At 63.6% G+C, this 14,002-nt stretch carries 15 protein-coding genes; all 15 read left to right on the forward strand.

The window, feature by feature from the left end:
* Positions 1 to 39: 39 nt before the first annotated feature.
* Positions 40 to 2,046, forward strand: a complete 2,007-nt coding sequence (locus GIW57_RS15980) for a conjugal transfer protein TraG (protein ID WP_003462945.1) — start codon at positions 40 to 42, stop codon at positions 2,044 to 2,046.
* Positions 2,043 to 2,531 (forward strand): ribbon-helix-helix protein, CopG family, encoded by a 489-nt coding sequence (locus GIW57_RS15985; protein WP_034075567.1) that lies wholly within the window; start codon positions 2,043 to 2,045, stop codon positions 2,529 to 2,531. The genes GIW57_RS15980 and GIW57_RS15985 overlap by 4 nt, the downstream gene beginning before the upstream one ends.
* Positions 2,528 to 3,598 (forward strand): P-type conjugative transfer ATPase TrbB, encoded by a 1,071-nt coding sequence (gene trbB / locus GIW57_RS15990; RefSeq protein WP_003462920.1) that lies wholly within the window; start codon positions 2,528 to 2,530, stop codon positions 3,596 to 3,598. The genes GIW57_RS15985 and trbB overlap by 4 nt, the downstream gene beginning before the upstream one ends.
* Positions 3,595 to 3,981, forward strand: coding sequence for a TrbC/VirB2 family protein (locus GIW57_RS15995; RefSeq protein WP_003462919.1), 387 nt, complete (start codon positions 3,595 to 3,597; stop codon positions 3,979 to 3,981). The genes trbB and GIW57_RS15995 overlap by 4 nt, the downstream gene beginning before the upstream one ends.
* Positions 3,978 to 4,247 (forward strand): VirB3 family type IV secretion system protein, encoded by a 270-nt coding sequence (locus tag GIW57_RS16000; protein ID WP_003462917.1) that lies wholly within the window; start codon positions 3,978 to 3,980, stop codon positions 4,245 to 4,247. The genes GIW57_RS15995 and GIW57_RS16000 overlap by 4 nt, the downstream gene beginning before the upstream one ends.
* Positions 4,248 to 4,259: 12 nt before the next feature.
* Positions 4,260 to 6,710: a conjugal transfer protein TrbE gene (trbE, locus tag GIW57_RS16005; protein ID WP_169898571.1), complete on the forward strand. Its 2,451-nt coding sequence runs from the start codon at positions 4,260 to 4,262 to the stop codon at positions 6,708 to 6,710.
* Positions 6,707 to 7,450 (forward strand): P-type conjugative transfer protein TrbJ, encoded by a 744-nt coding sequence (gene trbJ, locus GIW57_RS16010; protein WP_060494920.1) that lies wholly within the window; start codon positions 6,707 to 6,709, stop codon positions 7,448 to 7,450. The genes trbE and trbJ overlap by 4 nt, the downstream gene beginning before the upstream one ends.
* 12 nt (positions 7,451 to 7,462) lie before the next feature.
* Positions 7,463 to 7,777 (forward strand): hypothetical protein, encoded by a 315-nt coding sequence (locus tag GIW57_RS16015; RefSeq protein WP_043154922.1) that lies wholly within the window; start codon positions 7,463 to 7,465, stop codon positions 7,775 to 7,777.
* Positions 7,774 to 9,153 carry a P-type conjugative transfer protein TrbL gene (gene trbL, locus GIW57_RS16020; protein WP_034074288.1) on the forward strand — a complete coding sequence of 460 codons (1,380 nt, stop codon included), beginning with the start codon at positions 7,774 to 7,776 and terminating at the stop codon, positions 9,151 to 9,153. The genes GIW57_RS16015 and trbL overlap by 4 nt, the downstream gene beginning before the upstream one ends.
* Before the next feature lie 17 nt (positions 9,154 to 9,170).
* Positions 9,171 to 9,875 (forward strand): conjugal transfer protein TrbF, encoded by a 705-nt coding sequence (gene trbF, locus GIW57_RS16025; protein WP_034074286.1) that lies wholly within the window; start codon positions 9,171 to 9,173, stop codon positions 9,873 to 9,875.
* A complete protein-coding gene (gene trbG, locus GIW57_RS16030; RefSeq protein WP_169898573.1) occupies positions 9,872 to 10,873 on the forward strand; it encodes a P-type conjugative transfer protein TrbG in 1,002 nt (333 codons plus the stop codon). Before trbF ends, trbG begins: the two co-directional genes overlap by 4 nt.
* A 2-nt stretch (positions 10,874 to 10,875) precedes the next feature.
* A complete protein-coding gene (locus GIW57_RS16035; RefSeq protein ID WP_060494918.1) occupies positions 10,876 to 12,153 on the forward strand; it encodes a TrbI/VirB10 family protein in 1,278 nt (425 codons plus the stop codon).
* On the forward strand, positions 12,150 to 12,368 hold the full coding sequence (locus GIW57_RS16040) for a DUF2274 domain-containing protein (protein ID WP_043154934.1): 219 nt from the start codon (positions 12,150 to 12,152) through the stop codon (positions 12,366 to 12,368). Before GIW57_RS16035 ends, GIW57_RS16040 begins: the two co-directional genes overlap by 4 nt.
* Before the next feature lie 157 nt (positions 12,369 to 12,525).
* A complete protein-coding gene (locus tag GIW57_RS16045; protein WP_043154937.1) occupies positions 12,526 to 13,776 on the forward strand; it encodes a DUF4297 family anti-phage-associated protein in 1,251 nt (416 codons plus the stop codon).
* Positions 13,777 to 13,785: 9 nt separating this feature from the next.
* Positions 13,786 to 14,002, forward strand: a 217-nt coding sequence (locus GIW57_RS16050; RefSeq protein WP_236511922.1) for a hypothetical protein, incomplete at its 3' end; no start/stop codon positions are given.

A 14,002-nucleotide genomic window follows, 5' to 3' on the forward strand; every position in this document is an offset into this window, starting at 1 on the left:
CCACGGGGAATCAGCGCAGGAGAAATCGGAGGCCAGGGTATGCAAGCTCAGGGTGTGTTGTTCGGGCAGATCGCCGCCGTGTTCGGCATTGTGATCGCCGGTGTGTGGGGTGCCACGCAATGGACAGCCGCCGCATTGGGCTATCAGCTACGCCTGGGCTCGCCCTGGTTCGACTTGTACTGCACGCCGGTCTATTACCCGTGGAAGCTGTTCGAGTGGTGGTTCTTCTTCGACGCCTACGCGCCGCAGGTCTTCGACACTGGCGGCATGATCGCGGCGGGCAGCGGCCTACTGGCCGTGGCGGTCGCCATCGCCATGTCGGTGTGGCGCTCGCGGCAATCGCGCCTGGTCACGACCTATGGCTCGGCACGTTGGGCCAATGCCGCCGACATTCGCAAGGCCGGGCTCACGCAGCCTGCTGGTGTCTTTCTCGGCCTGCATGCCGGGCAGTACCTGCGCCATGAAGGCCCGGAACACGTCCTGACGTTCGCGCCCACGCGCTCGGGCAAGGGCGTAGGCCTGGTGGTGCCGACGCTGCTGTCCTGGCCCGCGTCCGCAGTCATCCACGACATCAAAGGCGAGAACTGGCAGATCACAGCAGGCTGGCGCTCGCGCTTCTCGCATTGCCTGCTGTTCAACCCTACCGATGCGAAGTCGGCAGCCTATAACCCACTGCTGGAAGTCCGGCGCGGCGCGCATGAAGTGCGCGACGTGCAGAACATCGCGGACATCCTGGTCGATCCCGAAGGCGCGCTGGAGAAGCGCAATCACTGGGAGAAGACTTCGCACGCGCTGCTGGTCGGGGCCATCCTGCACGTGCTCTATGCCGGCGAGGACAAGACGCTGCGCGGCGTTGCTAATTTCCTCTCCGACCCGGCCAGTCCTTTCGAGCTGACCTTGCATCGGATGATGACGACCAAGCACCTGGGTGATGCACCTCACCCGATCGTCGCATCCGCTGCCCGAGAAGTGCTGAACAAGTCGGACAACGAACGCTCGGGCGTGTTGAGCACCGCCATGTCCTTCCTCGGCCTGTACCGCGATCCGACGGTGGCCGAAGTCACCTCGCGCTGTGACTGGCGCATCGCCGACCTGATCGCATCCGAGTATCCGGTGTCGCTGTATCTGGTGGTGCCACCTTCGGACATCAGCCGCACCAAGCCGCTGATCCGGCTGATCCTCAACCAGATCGGGCGACGGCTCACCGAATCGCTGGATGGCTCCGACGGCATCGAGCGCCGCCACAAGCTACTGCTGATGCTCGACGAGTTCCCAGCGCTGGGTCGGCTGGACTTCTTCGAGACGGCGCTGGCCTTCATGGCGGGCTATGGCATCCGTAGCTTCCTGATCGCCCAGTCGCTCAACCAGATCGACAAAGCCTACGGCCAGAACCATTCGATTCTGGACAACTGCCATGTGCGTGTGACCTTCGCCACCAACGACGAACGCACGGCCAAACGCATTTCCGAAACCTTGGGCACGGCCACTGAGTTGCGCGCCCAGCGCAACTACGCAGGCCACCGGCTCGCACCGTGGCTCGGCCATCTAATGGTGTCGCGCCAAGAAACGGCACGTCCGCTGCTGACGCCAGGCGAAGTGATGCAGCTACCGACCGATGAGGCGGTGGTGATGGTGTCCAGCGTCGCGCCGATCAAGGCGAAGAAGTTGCGCTACTTCGCCGACGCCAATTTCAAGCAACGGGTATTACCGCCGCCTGCGGTGGCAGCAGGCCGCTATGCCGATGTGCCGCCGGTACGACCTGACGACTGGAGCGACCTGGCAATACCTGCGGTTCCTGCGGCACCGGCCACGGCATTCGCCGATGACCTGGAGACCCTGGGTTCGACCGATGACGGCGGCCCCCGCCGTCAGCCCGAACTGTCCGAAGCCATCGCCTATGCCCCCGAGATGGATGCCACGACCAGCGATCTGTCGCTGCTCGATGACGACGACATGCCCCAGCTGCTTCCCGGCCAGCTCGATCCCGCTCTGCAACGCACGGCGCGGCTGGCATCTCTCGACCCCAACGACGGAATCGACCTATGAGCCAATACCGATTGAACCTGTTCATCCAGCATGAGCACGCCAAGCGGCTCGATGAACTGGCCGCCAAGAAAGGCGTGTCCAAGTCGTCCATCGTCGCGGCGGCGCTGGCGTCCTGGCTGTCGCCAGACGCGGGCGACCAGCGCGAGGCCGCCATCGCCAAACGGCTGGACCGCCTGTCGCGGCAGGCCGAGCGTCTGGAGCGTGATCAGAACATCCAGATAGAAACGCTGGCGTTGTTCATCCGCTACTTCCTGATCGTCAGCACGCCGGTGCCCGAAGCCCATCAGGATGCAGCCCGCGCCCAGGGCAAGGCGCGCTTCGAGCAATTCGTCGAACAGTTGGGCCGCCACCTGCTGCGTGGCCGCAGCTTGGTGCGCGACGTGGTGGAAGAGCTGCACTCCCAAGATCGTGAGTTCGGCATGCGCATGGATGACGCGGCGGCGATGGTAGCCGCCCATGAACGCACAGCGGAGCGTACGCCATGAGTGCCGTTCCTCAAATCCCGCCCGAACCGCGTTCATCCGCTGCGGCGTCCCAGGATCGCCGCATCCAGATGCTGCGCACGGCGATGGGGCCGGTGATTGCCGCCGCGCTGGAAGACCCGGACGTAGTGGAAGTGATGCTCAACCCCGACCGGACATTGTGGGTGGATCGGCTGTCCTCTGGCCGCGCACCGCTGGGCGTCGAACTGCCCGAGGCCGATGGCGAACGCATCATCCGCCTGGTCGCCGCCCATGTCGGCGCGGAGGTGCATCGCGGCCAACCGCTCTTGACCGCCGAACTGCCAGAAACCGGCGAACGCTTCGAGGGCATCCTGCCGCCCGCCGCACCCGGCCCGGCCTTTGCGCTGCGCAAGCGTGCCGTGAGCATCATCGGTCTGGATCGCTATGTGGCCGACGGCATCCTGAGCGCAGGGCAGGCCGAGTTCCTGCGTCATGCCGTGCGTGAGCGGCAGAACATCCTGATCGCCGGAGGCACCAGTACCGGCAAGACCACACTGGCGAATGCCTTGCTGGCCGAGATCGCCGCCACCGGCGACCGCGTACTGGTGCTCGAAGACACCATCGAACTGCAATGCGCGGCCCGTGACCATGTGCCGCTGCGCACCCACGCAGGCGTGGTGTCGATGCAGGAACTGGTGCGCGCCACGATGCGGCTGCGCCCGGATCGCGTGATCGTCGGCGAAGTGCGCGGCGGCGAAGCTCTGGATCTGGTGAAGGTCTGGGGCACGGGCCACCCCGGTGGCATCGCCACCATCCATGCCGGCTCTGCCTTGGGCGCACTGCTGCGCCTAGAGCAACTGATCCTTGAAGTCGCGGTGAATCCGCCCCGCGCCCTGATCGCCGAGGCGGTCAATGTGGTGATCCACATCGCAGGCCGTGGCCGCAAACGCCACGTCGAAACCATTTCTCGCGTCGTCGGTTTCGACGGCGCGGGCTACCGCCTGGCGGATGCACTGGAAGCGCCGCTTCCCGAGTTGCCGCCGGTTCCTCTTGCAGCCGCTGCCGCTGCGCCTTCCCTGACCACTGACCAACCTGGAGAACTGCCATGACGCACGTTGATGCTTTCCGTCTTTCCGTAAATCCGTTTTCTCGCCTGTCCAGCATGGCGCGGTTGCGCCGCCTGGCCCGACCCGCAGGGCAAGGGCTGCTACTCGCCGTGTTGATGTTGTTGCTGGCGGGTACTGCGCAGGCCGCCGGTTCCTCGATGCCGTGGGAAGGTCCCCTGCAATCCATTCTCGAATCCATCCAGGGGCCAGTCGCCCGCATCGTCGCGGTGATCATCATCATCGCCACCGGCCTGGCGTTGGCTTTCGGCGATACCAGTGGCGGCTTTCGCAAGCTGATCCAGATCGTCTTCGGCCTGTCCATCGCCTTCGCGGCTTCGAGCTTCTTCCTGTCGTTCTTCAGCTTCTCAGGTGGGGCCGTCGTATGAGCACGGCCACAGATCTTCCGGGCTTTGAAGTGCCGCTGCATCGCTCGCTGACCGAGCCGATCTTGCTGGGCGGTGCGCCGCGCACCGTGGCAATCGCCAACGGCACGCTGGCCGCCGCCGTCGGGCTGGGCCTGCAGCTTTGGATTCCCGGTGTGGTGCTGTGGATCGCAGGCCATTCGCTGGCGGTCTGGGGTGCGCGTGTCGATCCGCAGTTCATGCAGGTCTTCGCCCGGCACATCAAGCACAAGCCGCTGCTGGACGCATAGGGAGAAACCGACATGCTGAACCTTGCCGAATACCGCCAGCGGCCCGCGCTGCTGGCCGATTGGTTGCCCTGGGCCGGGCTGATCGCGCCGGGCGTGGTGCTGAACAAGGATGGCTCGTTCCAGCGCACGGCCCGCTTTCGTGGGCCGGATCTGGACAGCGCCACGCAAGGCGAGCTGATCGCCACGTCGGCTCGGCTCAACAACGCACTGCGCCGTCTGGGTTCAGGCTGGGCCTTGTTTATCGAGGCCGAGCGCCGCGCAGCGGCGGGCTACCCATGTTCCGAGTTTCCCGAACCGCTGTCTTGGCTGGTGGAAGAAGAACGCCGCGCGGCCTTCGAGGAATCTGGCCATCACTATGAAAGCGCCTATCACCTGACCCTGGCCTACCTGCCACCGGAGGAATCGCGCGCCCGTGCGGCCAAGCTGCTCTACGAGCATGCGCCGGGCGATGGCGTGGACTGGCGGGGCCGACTCGATGCCTTCGTGGCGGAAACCGATCGGGTTTTCGACCTGCTCGATGGCGTGATGCCGGAAATCGCCTGGCTGGATGACGCGCAGACGCTGACCTACCTGCACGCCACGGTCTCGACGCGACGCTACCGGTTGGCCGTGCCCGAAGTGCCTTTCCACCTCGACGCGCTGCTGGCCGATTCGGCGCTGGTCGGTGGTCTGGCTCCCATGTTGGGCGACCAGCACCTGCGCGTGGTGTCGGCGCGGGGCTTCCCGACCTCGACCTGGCCGGGGATTCTCGACGACCTCAACCGCCTGGGCTTTGGCTACCGCTGGAGCACGCGCTTTTTGTGCCTGGACAAAGCCGAGGCAGAAAAAGAACTCGGCCGCCTCCGCCGCCAATGGTTCGCCAAACGGAAGAACGTCGTCGCGCTGCTGCGCGAAACCGTATTCCAGCAGGAAAGCCCGCTGGTTGATACCGACGCCAACAACAAGGCCGCCGATGCCGATGCCGCCTTGCAGGAGCTGGGAAGCGATCAGGTGTCTTTCGGCTACCTGACGGCCACCGTCACCGTCATGGACACGGATGCCGCCGTAGCTGATGAAAAGCTGCGCATGGTGGAGCGCGTCATTCAGGGGCGCGGCTTCGTCACCATCCCTGAAACCTTGAATGCGGTGGATGCCTGGCTGTCGTCCATTCCCGGTAACGCCTACGCGAATGTGCGCCAGCCCATCGTCTCGACGCTGAACCTGGCGCACATGATGCCGCTGTCTGCCGTGTGGGCCGGCCCAGAGAAGAACGCGCATCTGGATGGCCCGCCGCTGATTGTCACCCGCACCGATGGCGCGACGCCGTTTCGGCTGGTGACGCACATCGGCGACGTGGGCCACACGCTGGTCGCGGGGCCGACCGGCATGGGCAAGTCGGTGCTGCTCGCCACGCTGGCGATGCAGTTCCGCCGTTATCCCGGTTCACGCATCTTCGCCTTCGATATGGGCCGCTCGATGCGCGCCACCATCCTGGGACTCGGCGGCGAGCATTACGACCTGGGCAATGACGGGGCGATTGCTTTCCAGCCATTGGCCCGCATCGACCACGAGGGCTACCGCACCTGGGCGGCCGAATGGGTGGAAGGCCGCCTGTTGCATGAAGGTGTCGCCATCGGCCCGGACGAGAAGGCCGCGATCTGGTCGGCACTGGGCAGCCTCGCCGGTGCACCGGTGGAGCAGCGCACGCTGACGGGCCTGTCGGTGCTGCTGCAATCGAACGCACTGCGCCAGGCGCTCGCGCCCTATGTGCTGGGCGGTGCCCACGGCAAGCTGCTGGACGCCGATGCCGACCGGCTGGGTTCCGGCAGCGTGCAGGGCTTCGAGATGGAAGAGCTGATGCACAGCAAGGCGGCGGTGCTGGCTGTGCTGGGCTACCTGTTCGCCCGCTTCGATGAACGCTTCGACGGCGCGCCCACGCTGCTGATCCTTGATGAAGCCTGGTTGTTCCTTGATGACCCGGTGTTCGCCGCCCGCATTCGCCAGTGGCTCAAGACGCTGCGCAAGAAGAATGTCAGCGTCATCTTTGCCACCCAGTCGCTGGCCGACATCAAGGATTCGAGCATTGCCCCGGCAGTGATCGAAAGCTGCGCCAGTCGGATCTTTCTCCCAAATCCGCAGACCACCGAGCCGCAGATCCGCACGATCTACGAAGGCTTCGGGCTGAACTCGCGCCAGATCGAGATCGTGGCGACCGCGCAGCCCAAGCGCGACTACTACTACCAATCACGCCTGGGAAATCGCCTGTTCGACCTCGACCTGGGGCCAGCCACGCTGGCCTTCGCGGGTGCATCCACCCCGCAAGACCAACGTGACATGGATCGCGTGCTGCTGGAGGCAGGCACACCGGGCTTCGCCGGTGCCTGGTTGCGCCATCGCGGCCTCGATTGGGCCGCCGACCTGCTGCCGTCCTCACCGGCAGCAGCGTCCTTCCTCGCTTCTCAACGACCGGAGGTTTCACCATGAAGACCCAACCCCGTTTGCTGTCCGTCTCGCTCGCCGCCGTGCTGTCGGTATCGCTGCTGGCCTCACAGCCTGCATCCGCGCTGACGGTGTTCGACCCGTCCAACTTCGTGCAGAACACGCTGACCGCCGTGCGCACGCTGGAGCAGATCAACAACCAGATCAACCAGCTTCAGAACGAAGCGCAGATGCTGATGAACCAGGCGCGCAATCTGGCGAATCTGGACTTCAACATCGTCAATCGCCTGCGCTCGACGTTGGCGACCACCGAGCGGCTGATCGCCGAGGCTCGCGGCCTGGCCTACGACGTGCAGAGCATGGATGCCACCTTCGCCCGGCTGTACCCGGAGCAGTACGCCGCGACCGTCAGCGGCGACCAGATGCTGCGCGACGCGCAGGAGCGCTGGAAGAACACGCTGAACGGCCTGCACACCGCGATGCGGATGCAGGCGCAGGTGTCGCAGAACTTGGCGCAAGACGAAAGCGCATTGGCCGACCTCGTGAGCCAGAGCCAGTCCGCCACCGGCGCGCTGCAAGCCATGCAGGCGACCAACCAGCTTCTGGCCTTGCAGGCCAAGCAGTCCATCCAGGCGCAGCAGCTCCAGATCACGCAGGAACGCGCCGCAGCGCTGGAACTGGCACGCCAGGCGGCGGCTGTCGAACGTGGCCGTGAAGTGACGCGCCGCTTCTTGGGTGATGGCACGCCCTACACGCCGCTGCGCGTGGATTTCTACGGCAACTGAAGGGAGACGGCCATGCGATGCGCTTTCTTGCTGCTGCCCGTGCTGCTGGTTGCTTGCAGCCAGCAGCCGACCGACGACCTGGCCGCTGCCTTGGCCGCCGATCCCGTGCGACTCAAGGCTTTGCGTGCGCAGTGTGCAGCCGACAGGACGACGGCAGGCGAAGACGCTTGCCTGGTAGCGGCTGAAGCCTTCCGGCGGCGCTTCTTCTCCGGTGAAACCGGGCCTGACGAGTTCCGCACACTGGCCGATCTGCCGCCGATCCCGCCGAGCTTCGACACGCCCGCCAGTGACCAGGACGCCATGCCCTTCGAGAGGGACGTGCCATGAACGACGTGACAGTGATCGACCGATTTCTCGCTACCTTCTCGCGCTACATCGACTCGGGCTTTGGGCTGCTGCAGGGCGAAGTCGCGTTCCTTACCGCCACGCTGATCGTCATCGACATGACCATCGCCGGGCTGTACTGGGCGATGAGCCACGCCACCGGCCAGGGCGATGATGTGATCGCCAAACTGCTGCGCAAGGTGCTTTACGTCGGCGCCTTCGCCTACATCATCAACAACTTCAACTGGCTGGCCAGCATCGTCTTCCGCTCGTTCGCAGGCCTGGGCCTGACGGCCAGCGGCTCGACGATGAGCATGGGCGAATTCCTGCAACCGGGACGCCTGGCCAAGACCGGCATCGACGCAGCCGCGCCGATCCTTGAGCAGATCAGTGACATGGCGGGCTTCCCCGAGGTGTTCGTGAACATGACGCCCATCGTGGTCATGTTCCTGGCCTGGGCGGTGGTGATCCTGTGCTTCTTCGTGCTGGCGATCCAGCTTTTCATCACGCTGATCGAGTTCAAGCTGACCACGCTCGCGGGCTTCGTGTTGGTGCCGTTCGCGCTGTGGAACAAGACCAGCTTTCTTGCCGAAAAGGTGCTGGGCAACGTGGTGTCCTCGGGCATCAAGGTGTTGGTGCTGGCCGTCATCGTCGGCATTGGCTCGGGCCTGTTCGCCGAGTTCCAGGTGCATCCAGCCGAGCCGTCCATCGACCATGCGGTGGTCATCATGCTGGCCTCGCTCACGCTGCTGGCGTTGGGAATCTTCGGGCCGGGCATTGCCACGGGCCTGGTATCCGGCGCGCCGCAGCTTGGCGCAGGCGCGATGGCCGGTGCTGCGATTGGTGCCGCAGGCGCGGCGGTTGCCGTAGGTGCCGCCGCCACCGGCGTGGGCGGTGCAGTGATGGCCGGGGCGCGCATGGCACCGGCTGCCGCCAAGCTCGCCGGGGCTGGCGCGCGGGCCGCTACTTCGGCGGCGGGCAGCGCGAAGTCGGCTTTCCAGGCCGGTTCTGCCGCTGCGGGCGGCGGAGCCAAAGGCGCGATGGCAGGGCTGGGCAGTGTCGCCAAGGGCGGCGCACAGGCGGCAGGCCAACGCGCCGGTGCAGGCATCAAAGCGGCGGCAGCCAAGGCTGCCGCGCCATTCAAAGCAGGCTGGCAAGGCTCCGGCACCGATGGTGGTTCCGGCGGTGGCGCTGCCAGTTCCGGGCAAACCGCCGCTGGCGATGCCAACGCGCAGAAGCAGGAACAACCCGGCTGGGCCAAGCGCCTGCAACGCCGCCAACAACTCACCCAGGCCACCACCACGGCCGCGCACACGCTGCGCGGTGGCGACGGCGGCGGTTCGGGCCAAGGCCCGAGCCTGCGCGATTCCGATAGCTGACTTTCAAGGAGAACTCCATGCGATTCAAACGACCGCAGGTGCGCTATGCCGATACGCCGCAGCCTGCCACTCCGTATCAAGCTGCTGCGCAGGTCTGGGACGAGCGTATCGGCTCAGCCCGTGTGCAGGCGAAGAACTGGCGACTGATGGCCTTCGGCTGCCTGGTGCTCGCGCTGCTGATGGCCGGTGGCCTGGTGTGGCGCTCGGCCCAGTCCATCGTCACGCCCTATGTCATCGAGGTGGATCAGTCCGGTCAGGTGCGCACCGTGGGCGAAGCGGCCACGCCGTACCGGCCCACCGATGCGCAGACGGCGCACCACATCGCGCGCTTCGTGACGCTGGTGCGCTCGCTGTCCATCGACCCAATCGTTGTGCGCCAGAACTGGCTCGATGCCTACGACTACACCACTGACCGGGGCGCGGCGGTACTCAACGACTATGCGCGCACCAATGACCCGTTCGCCCGCATCGGCAAGGAATCGGTGACGGTGCAGATCACCAGTGTGGTTCGTGCCAGCGATGCGTCGTTCAACGTGCGCTGGACGGAACGCCGTTACGTCAATGGCGCGGCTGCCGGGTTGGAGCGATGGACGGCGGTGGTGTCCATCGTGCAGCAGACCCCGCGCACCGAAGAACGCCTGCGCCGCAACCCACTGGGCATCTACGTCAATGGCCTGTCGTGGAGCCGTGAACTGGATTCTTCTGAAGGAGTAAAGCCATGAGTGTGCCTTTCCGTTTTTACGCTTTGCCGTTGATCCTTCTGGGCCTTGCGGGCTGCGCCACGCAGGGCAAACCGCCGCCGGTGATCTCGCTTGATGAGCCGGTGCAGGCGCAGCCATTGCCCGAGCCGCCCACGCCCATCGAGGTCGTGGCGGTGCCGGAGCCGTTAGCACTGCCCGCACAGTTGAAGCCGCTGCCGGACGTTGATGCGGCCCCGACCACGCCGGAGTCCGCCGACGAGAAGGTGCGCGTCTCCCGCGCTAATGCCGAAGCACGGATCGCGCCGACCCGTGAGGGCTATGTCAATGCGATTCAAGTCTGGCCGTTCACCGATGGTGCGCTTTACCAGGTCTATGCGTCCGTAGGCCGCGTGACTGTGATCGCGCTCCAGCCCGGCGAGGAACTGGTGACGGTGGCTGCGGGCGATACCGTGCGCTGGATCGTGGGTGACACCTCCAGCGGCAGCGGTGCCGAGCTGCGCGTCAATGTGCTGGTCAAACCTATCCGTTCCAGCTTGAAGACCAATCTCGTCATCACCACCAGCCGCAGGACGTACCTGCTGGAACTGACTTCGACCGACAAGGCATGGATGGCGTCGGTGTCCTGGGACTACCCCAAGGATCGGATGCTGGCCTTGCAGCGCCAGGCACAGGCTGCCAACGCTGCCGCGCCAATCGATGCGGGCCTGTCGCTGGAGAACATCCGCTTTCGCTACGCGATCAGCGGCAGCAATCCGCCGTGGAAGCCGCTGCGGGCCTTCGATGATGGCGAGAAGGTCTATATCCAGTTTCCGGCGGGCATCGCCCAGGGTGAGTTGCCGCCGCTGTTCGTGATCGGTGCTCAGGGCGATGGGCAACTGGTCAATTACCGCTTCCGCTCGCCGTACTACATCGTGGATCGGCTGTTCGGTGCGGCCGAACTGCGCCTGGGGGCTGACAAGGGCGACGTGGTGCGCATCGAGCGCACCGATGGCGTCGTATCAAGGAGTGGGAGGAACTGATCATGAGCCAGGAAGATACTCCCGACCTTGCCGCGCCGCAGGTGGACAAGGTGGCACCCGAGGCGGTGGCGCTGCGCGCCCAACCACGCCCGGTCACGCGCCTGAACCGGCGCACGCTGGCGATCCTCGCCGGCGGCTTGTCGGTTGGCGTGATGGGCGCACTGATCTGGTCGCTGCAACCGCAGCAACGCGGCGCGGGCGAATCCACCGAGCTGTACAACGTGGATCGCGTGTCGAAGTCTGAAGGGCTGGATGCGCTGCCGACAGACTATTCCAAGCTGCCAGCGCTGCCGCTTGACGTGCCGGAACTGGGGCCACCGCTGCCGGGCGATCTTGGCCCGGCCATCGTGAACTCGCAGCAGCCTGTCGCCGCCACCTATGCCGCGCCCGGCTACGACCCCAACGATGCGCTGCGCAAGGAAGAAGAAGCGGCGGCAGCTTCATCGGTGTTCTTCCGTACCGGCTCCCCGCAGGCCGCGCCCGTGGCGCAGTCGCAGGTCGCTGCCGCGCCGGGCTTTGCCGCCAATGCCGCTTTCGATCCGCTGGCCGCTGGCCCGGCCTCGACGGCGGCCCAGCCTGCTGATCCGACTGCCGTGCAGAACCGGCAAGACCAGAAAGAGGCGTTCCTGGCAGGCGGCTCTACGGAAACCCGTAACTCCGGCAACCTGCAAATGCCCACCTCGCCGTATCAGGTGATGGCTGGAACCGTCATTGCCGGGGCACTGGTCACGGGCATCAAATCCGACCTGCCTGGCGACGTGATCGCCACGGTGACGGAACCGATCTACGACACGGCCACCGGCAAGTTCCTGCTGATCCCTCAGGGTTCGCGCATCTTGGGCAAATACAACAGCCAGGTCAGTTACGGCCAGAGCCGCGTGCAAGTGGTGTGGAACCGCATCACCCTGCCGGACACGTCTTCGCTCACGCTCGACAACCTGGTCGGCACCGACCCGGCGGGCTATGCCGGCCTGGAAGACGACGTGGACTGGCACTGGGATCGGATCTTTGCAGGGGCCGTGCTGACCACGCTGCTGGGTGTGGGAGCCGAACTGGCCGCGCCGGAGAACCGTCAGGATGGCGATCGCGTCATCATCGCTGGGCGCGACAGCCTGCAGGACACCGTGAACCAGGTCGGCCAGGAGGTGACCCGGCGCAACCTCAACATCCAGCCCACACTGACCAGCCGCCCGGGCTTGCCGGTGCGCATCATCGTCAACCGCGATCTGGTGCTGCGGCCCTATCAGCCGCTCTTTTTCAACAAAGGGACTTCGCGATGAACACGACCAAAAAACTGCGGCTTGGCCCTCTGCCTCGCCATGAAGTCACGAAGCTGACCTTCTCTTGCCCGGCCAGCCTGAAAGCCGACCTCGATCGTTACGCTGCGCTGCACGCGCAGGCGTATGGCGAGGCGGTGGATGCCACTACGCTGATCCCGCACATGCTGGAGGCGTTCATGGCGGGGGATCGTGGGTTTAGAAAGGGAGATGGGTAGAAGTAACAAAAATATGCGCAAAATTCTATAATGTCCGCTATTGGCCAGGTGCAAAAGTTCAAAAAATGCAATTGAAGGTCTGTTTTGCAGCGACTGCTGACGATCAGCTTTCTCTTGTTTTCCTATCATGCCAAAAGGGATTAATTTGGAGGCGAGGATGCTGGAGGTAGACAAGAAACGCGAAGCGACAGCTTCGATCAGAGGGTATTTTTACCAACTTGACGCTGCCTTGCTCGAAATCCTAAACGCGGACCTGAGCGATGAAATCGTTATCGAGGGAATTGAAGACTTCGACCGCTACACCGATGAAAGCGTCATTTACGGCCAGGTGAAGTACTACGCGGAGCAGAACCTGACAGACTCGGTACTGCGTGCCCCCCTGCATAAGCTCTTTGTTCATTTCCACGGGCTCGAAGAAGCACAGCGGGCAGGCCGAAAATACCTGCTGTACGGGCACTTTTCAGAAGTAAAGATCGATATTGGTGAGCTTTCCGTCGAGCGCTTCAAGTCGGTGATGGAATACCGAAAGGAAGTGAAGGCCGCTGACGGTACAAAATCCTACGAAAAGAAGTCTTTGCTCGACGGCATGGCCGCGCCAGATAGGCTAATTGAGGCGTTCTGCAAGAGCTTCAGCATACAAATCTCGAAGGAATTTTCTGAACATCGCAGGCTCGTCATTGAGGCAATACGGAAAAACCAAAGCGTCTCAGGGGTTGAGGCCGAAGGTTTTCACTATCCAATGGCCTTCGACTACATCGCAACACTTGCCACCAAAAAAGATCACAACGACCGTAAGGTCACCCGTCGTGATCTGCAGGAACTGCTCAAAGGTGCTCAAGCTATCCATAATCGTTGGCTTCTCCGGGAGAAGGATGCAAGCGAGTACGCGAAGCATATTAAACGCCTGTACTTCTCGCTCACGAACGGCGCAGGAATCGCCCGTGTTTTCATCATCGAATGTGATGGGGCGACTGACGGCTCGGTCATCTGCGACCAACTCAGAGCAATTGGTAATAATTGGAGTTCTGCTAAAAAGCGCCGCATCCAGAATTCCGAGCGCTACGCGCCATTCATCCTGCTACGCGGCGCGGATGAAACACTCATCTTGCAAGTAAAAAATGAGCTTTTCGATACTGGAACCGTTTTCGTAGACGGTTACCCATATCGCGGATCGCCCTTTCGCAACGATCACGTTCAGAGCCCGCAGACCGAAGTACACCAGATCGAAATTCGTTTTGTCGAAGACGTTGACCAACTGCTGGAAGCTCTCAACGGAGTGGGACGGAAGTTGTGCCACATCTATGATTTCTTCCTGGAACGCCCAGCAGCCATGGCTATGCCGGGTCCAAAGAGTCGGATGTATTCGATCCCCGTTAGCAGCATCTCCACAATCAATAAAATTATCTGAGGACGAACTATGACTGAGGAAGTCGCCAATGCCGAGGTTGTCGCCGTTTACCCCAACAAGGTTCGTGTGGCCGTCGATGATCTTTTGAACTTTCAAGCAGCGGGGGAGTCTCTTCGTGTTGGGTCTTTTCTCAAAGTCTCGGACAATGACAACGTTTCTCTTATCTGCATCATCGAAAGCTTTTCAATCGAGATGAAAGAGGTGAAAGGCGACGGTATCAGTGACC

It is taken from the genome of Stenotrophomonas sp. PA-6-5C, from assembly GCF_021605635.1.
Classification (GTDB): Bacteria; Pseudomonadota; Gammaproteobacteria; order Xanthomonadales; family Xanthomonadaceae; genus Stenotrophomonas; species Stenotrophomonas lactitubi.

Excerpts from the sequence above, each read along its gene's own strand:
- trbG (WP_169898573.1), top strand. The coding sequence starts at position 9,872 with ATGAGTGTGCCTTTCCGTTTTTACGCTTTGCCGTTGATCCTTCTGGGC.
- trbJ (WP_060494920.1), top strand. The coding sequence starts at position 6,707 with ATGAAGACCCAACCCCGTTTGCTGTCCGTCTCGCTCGCCGCCGTGCTG.
- GIW57_RS15985 (WP_034075567.1), top strand. The coding sequence starts at position 2,043 with ATGAGCCAATACCGATTGAACCTGTTCATCCAGCATGAGCACGCCAAG.
- trbF (WP_034074286.1), top strand. The coding sequence starts at position 9,171 with ATGCGATTCAAACGACCGCAGGTGCGCTATGCCGATACGCCGCAGCCT.
- trbE (WP_169898571.1), top strand. The coding sequence starts at position 4,260 with ATGCTGAACCTTGCCGAATACCGCCAGCGGCCCGCGCTGCTGGCCGAT.
- GIW57_RS16015 (WP_043154922.1), top strand. The coding sequence starts at position 7,463 with ATGCGATGCGCTTTCTTGCTGCTGCCCGTGCTGCTGGTTGCTTGCAGC.
- trbL (WP_034074288.1), top strand. The coding sequence starts at position 7,774 with ATGAACGACGTGACAGTGATCGACCGATTTCTCGCTACCTTCTCGCGC.
- GIW57_RS15980 (WP_003462945.1), top strand. The coding sequence starts at position 40 with ATGCAAGCTCAGGGTGTGTTGTTCGGGCAGATCGCCGCCGTGTTCGGC.
- trbB (WP_003462920.1), top strand. The coding sequence starts at position 2,528 with ATGAGTGCCGTTCCTCAAATCCCGCCCGAACCGCGTTCATCCGCTGCG.
- GIW57_RS16035 (WP_060494918.1), top strand. The coding sequence starts at position 10,876 with ATGAGCCAGGAAGATACTCCCGACCTTGCCGCGCCGCAGGTGGACAAG.
- GIW57_RS15995 (WP_003462919.1), top strand. The coding sequence starts at position 3,595 with ATGACGCACGTTGATGCTTTCCGTCTTTCCGTAAATCCGTTTTCTCGC.
- GIW57_RS16045 (WP_043154937.1), top strand. The coding sequence starts at position 12,526 with ATGCTGGAGGTAGACAAGAAACGCGAAGCGACAGCTTCGATCAGAGGG.
- GIW57_RS16000 (WP_003462917.1), top strand. The coding sequence starts at position 3,978 with ATGAGCACGGCCACAGATCTTCCGGGCTTTGAAGTGCCGCTGCATCGC.
- GIW57_RS16040 (WP_043154934.1), top strand. The coding sequence starts at position 12,150 with ATGAACACGACCAAAAAACTGCGGCTTGGCCCTCTGCCTCGCCATGAA.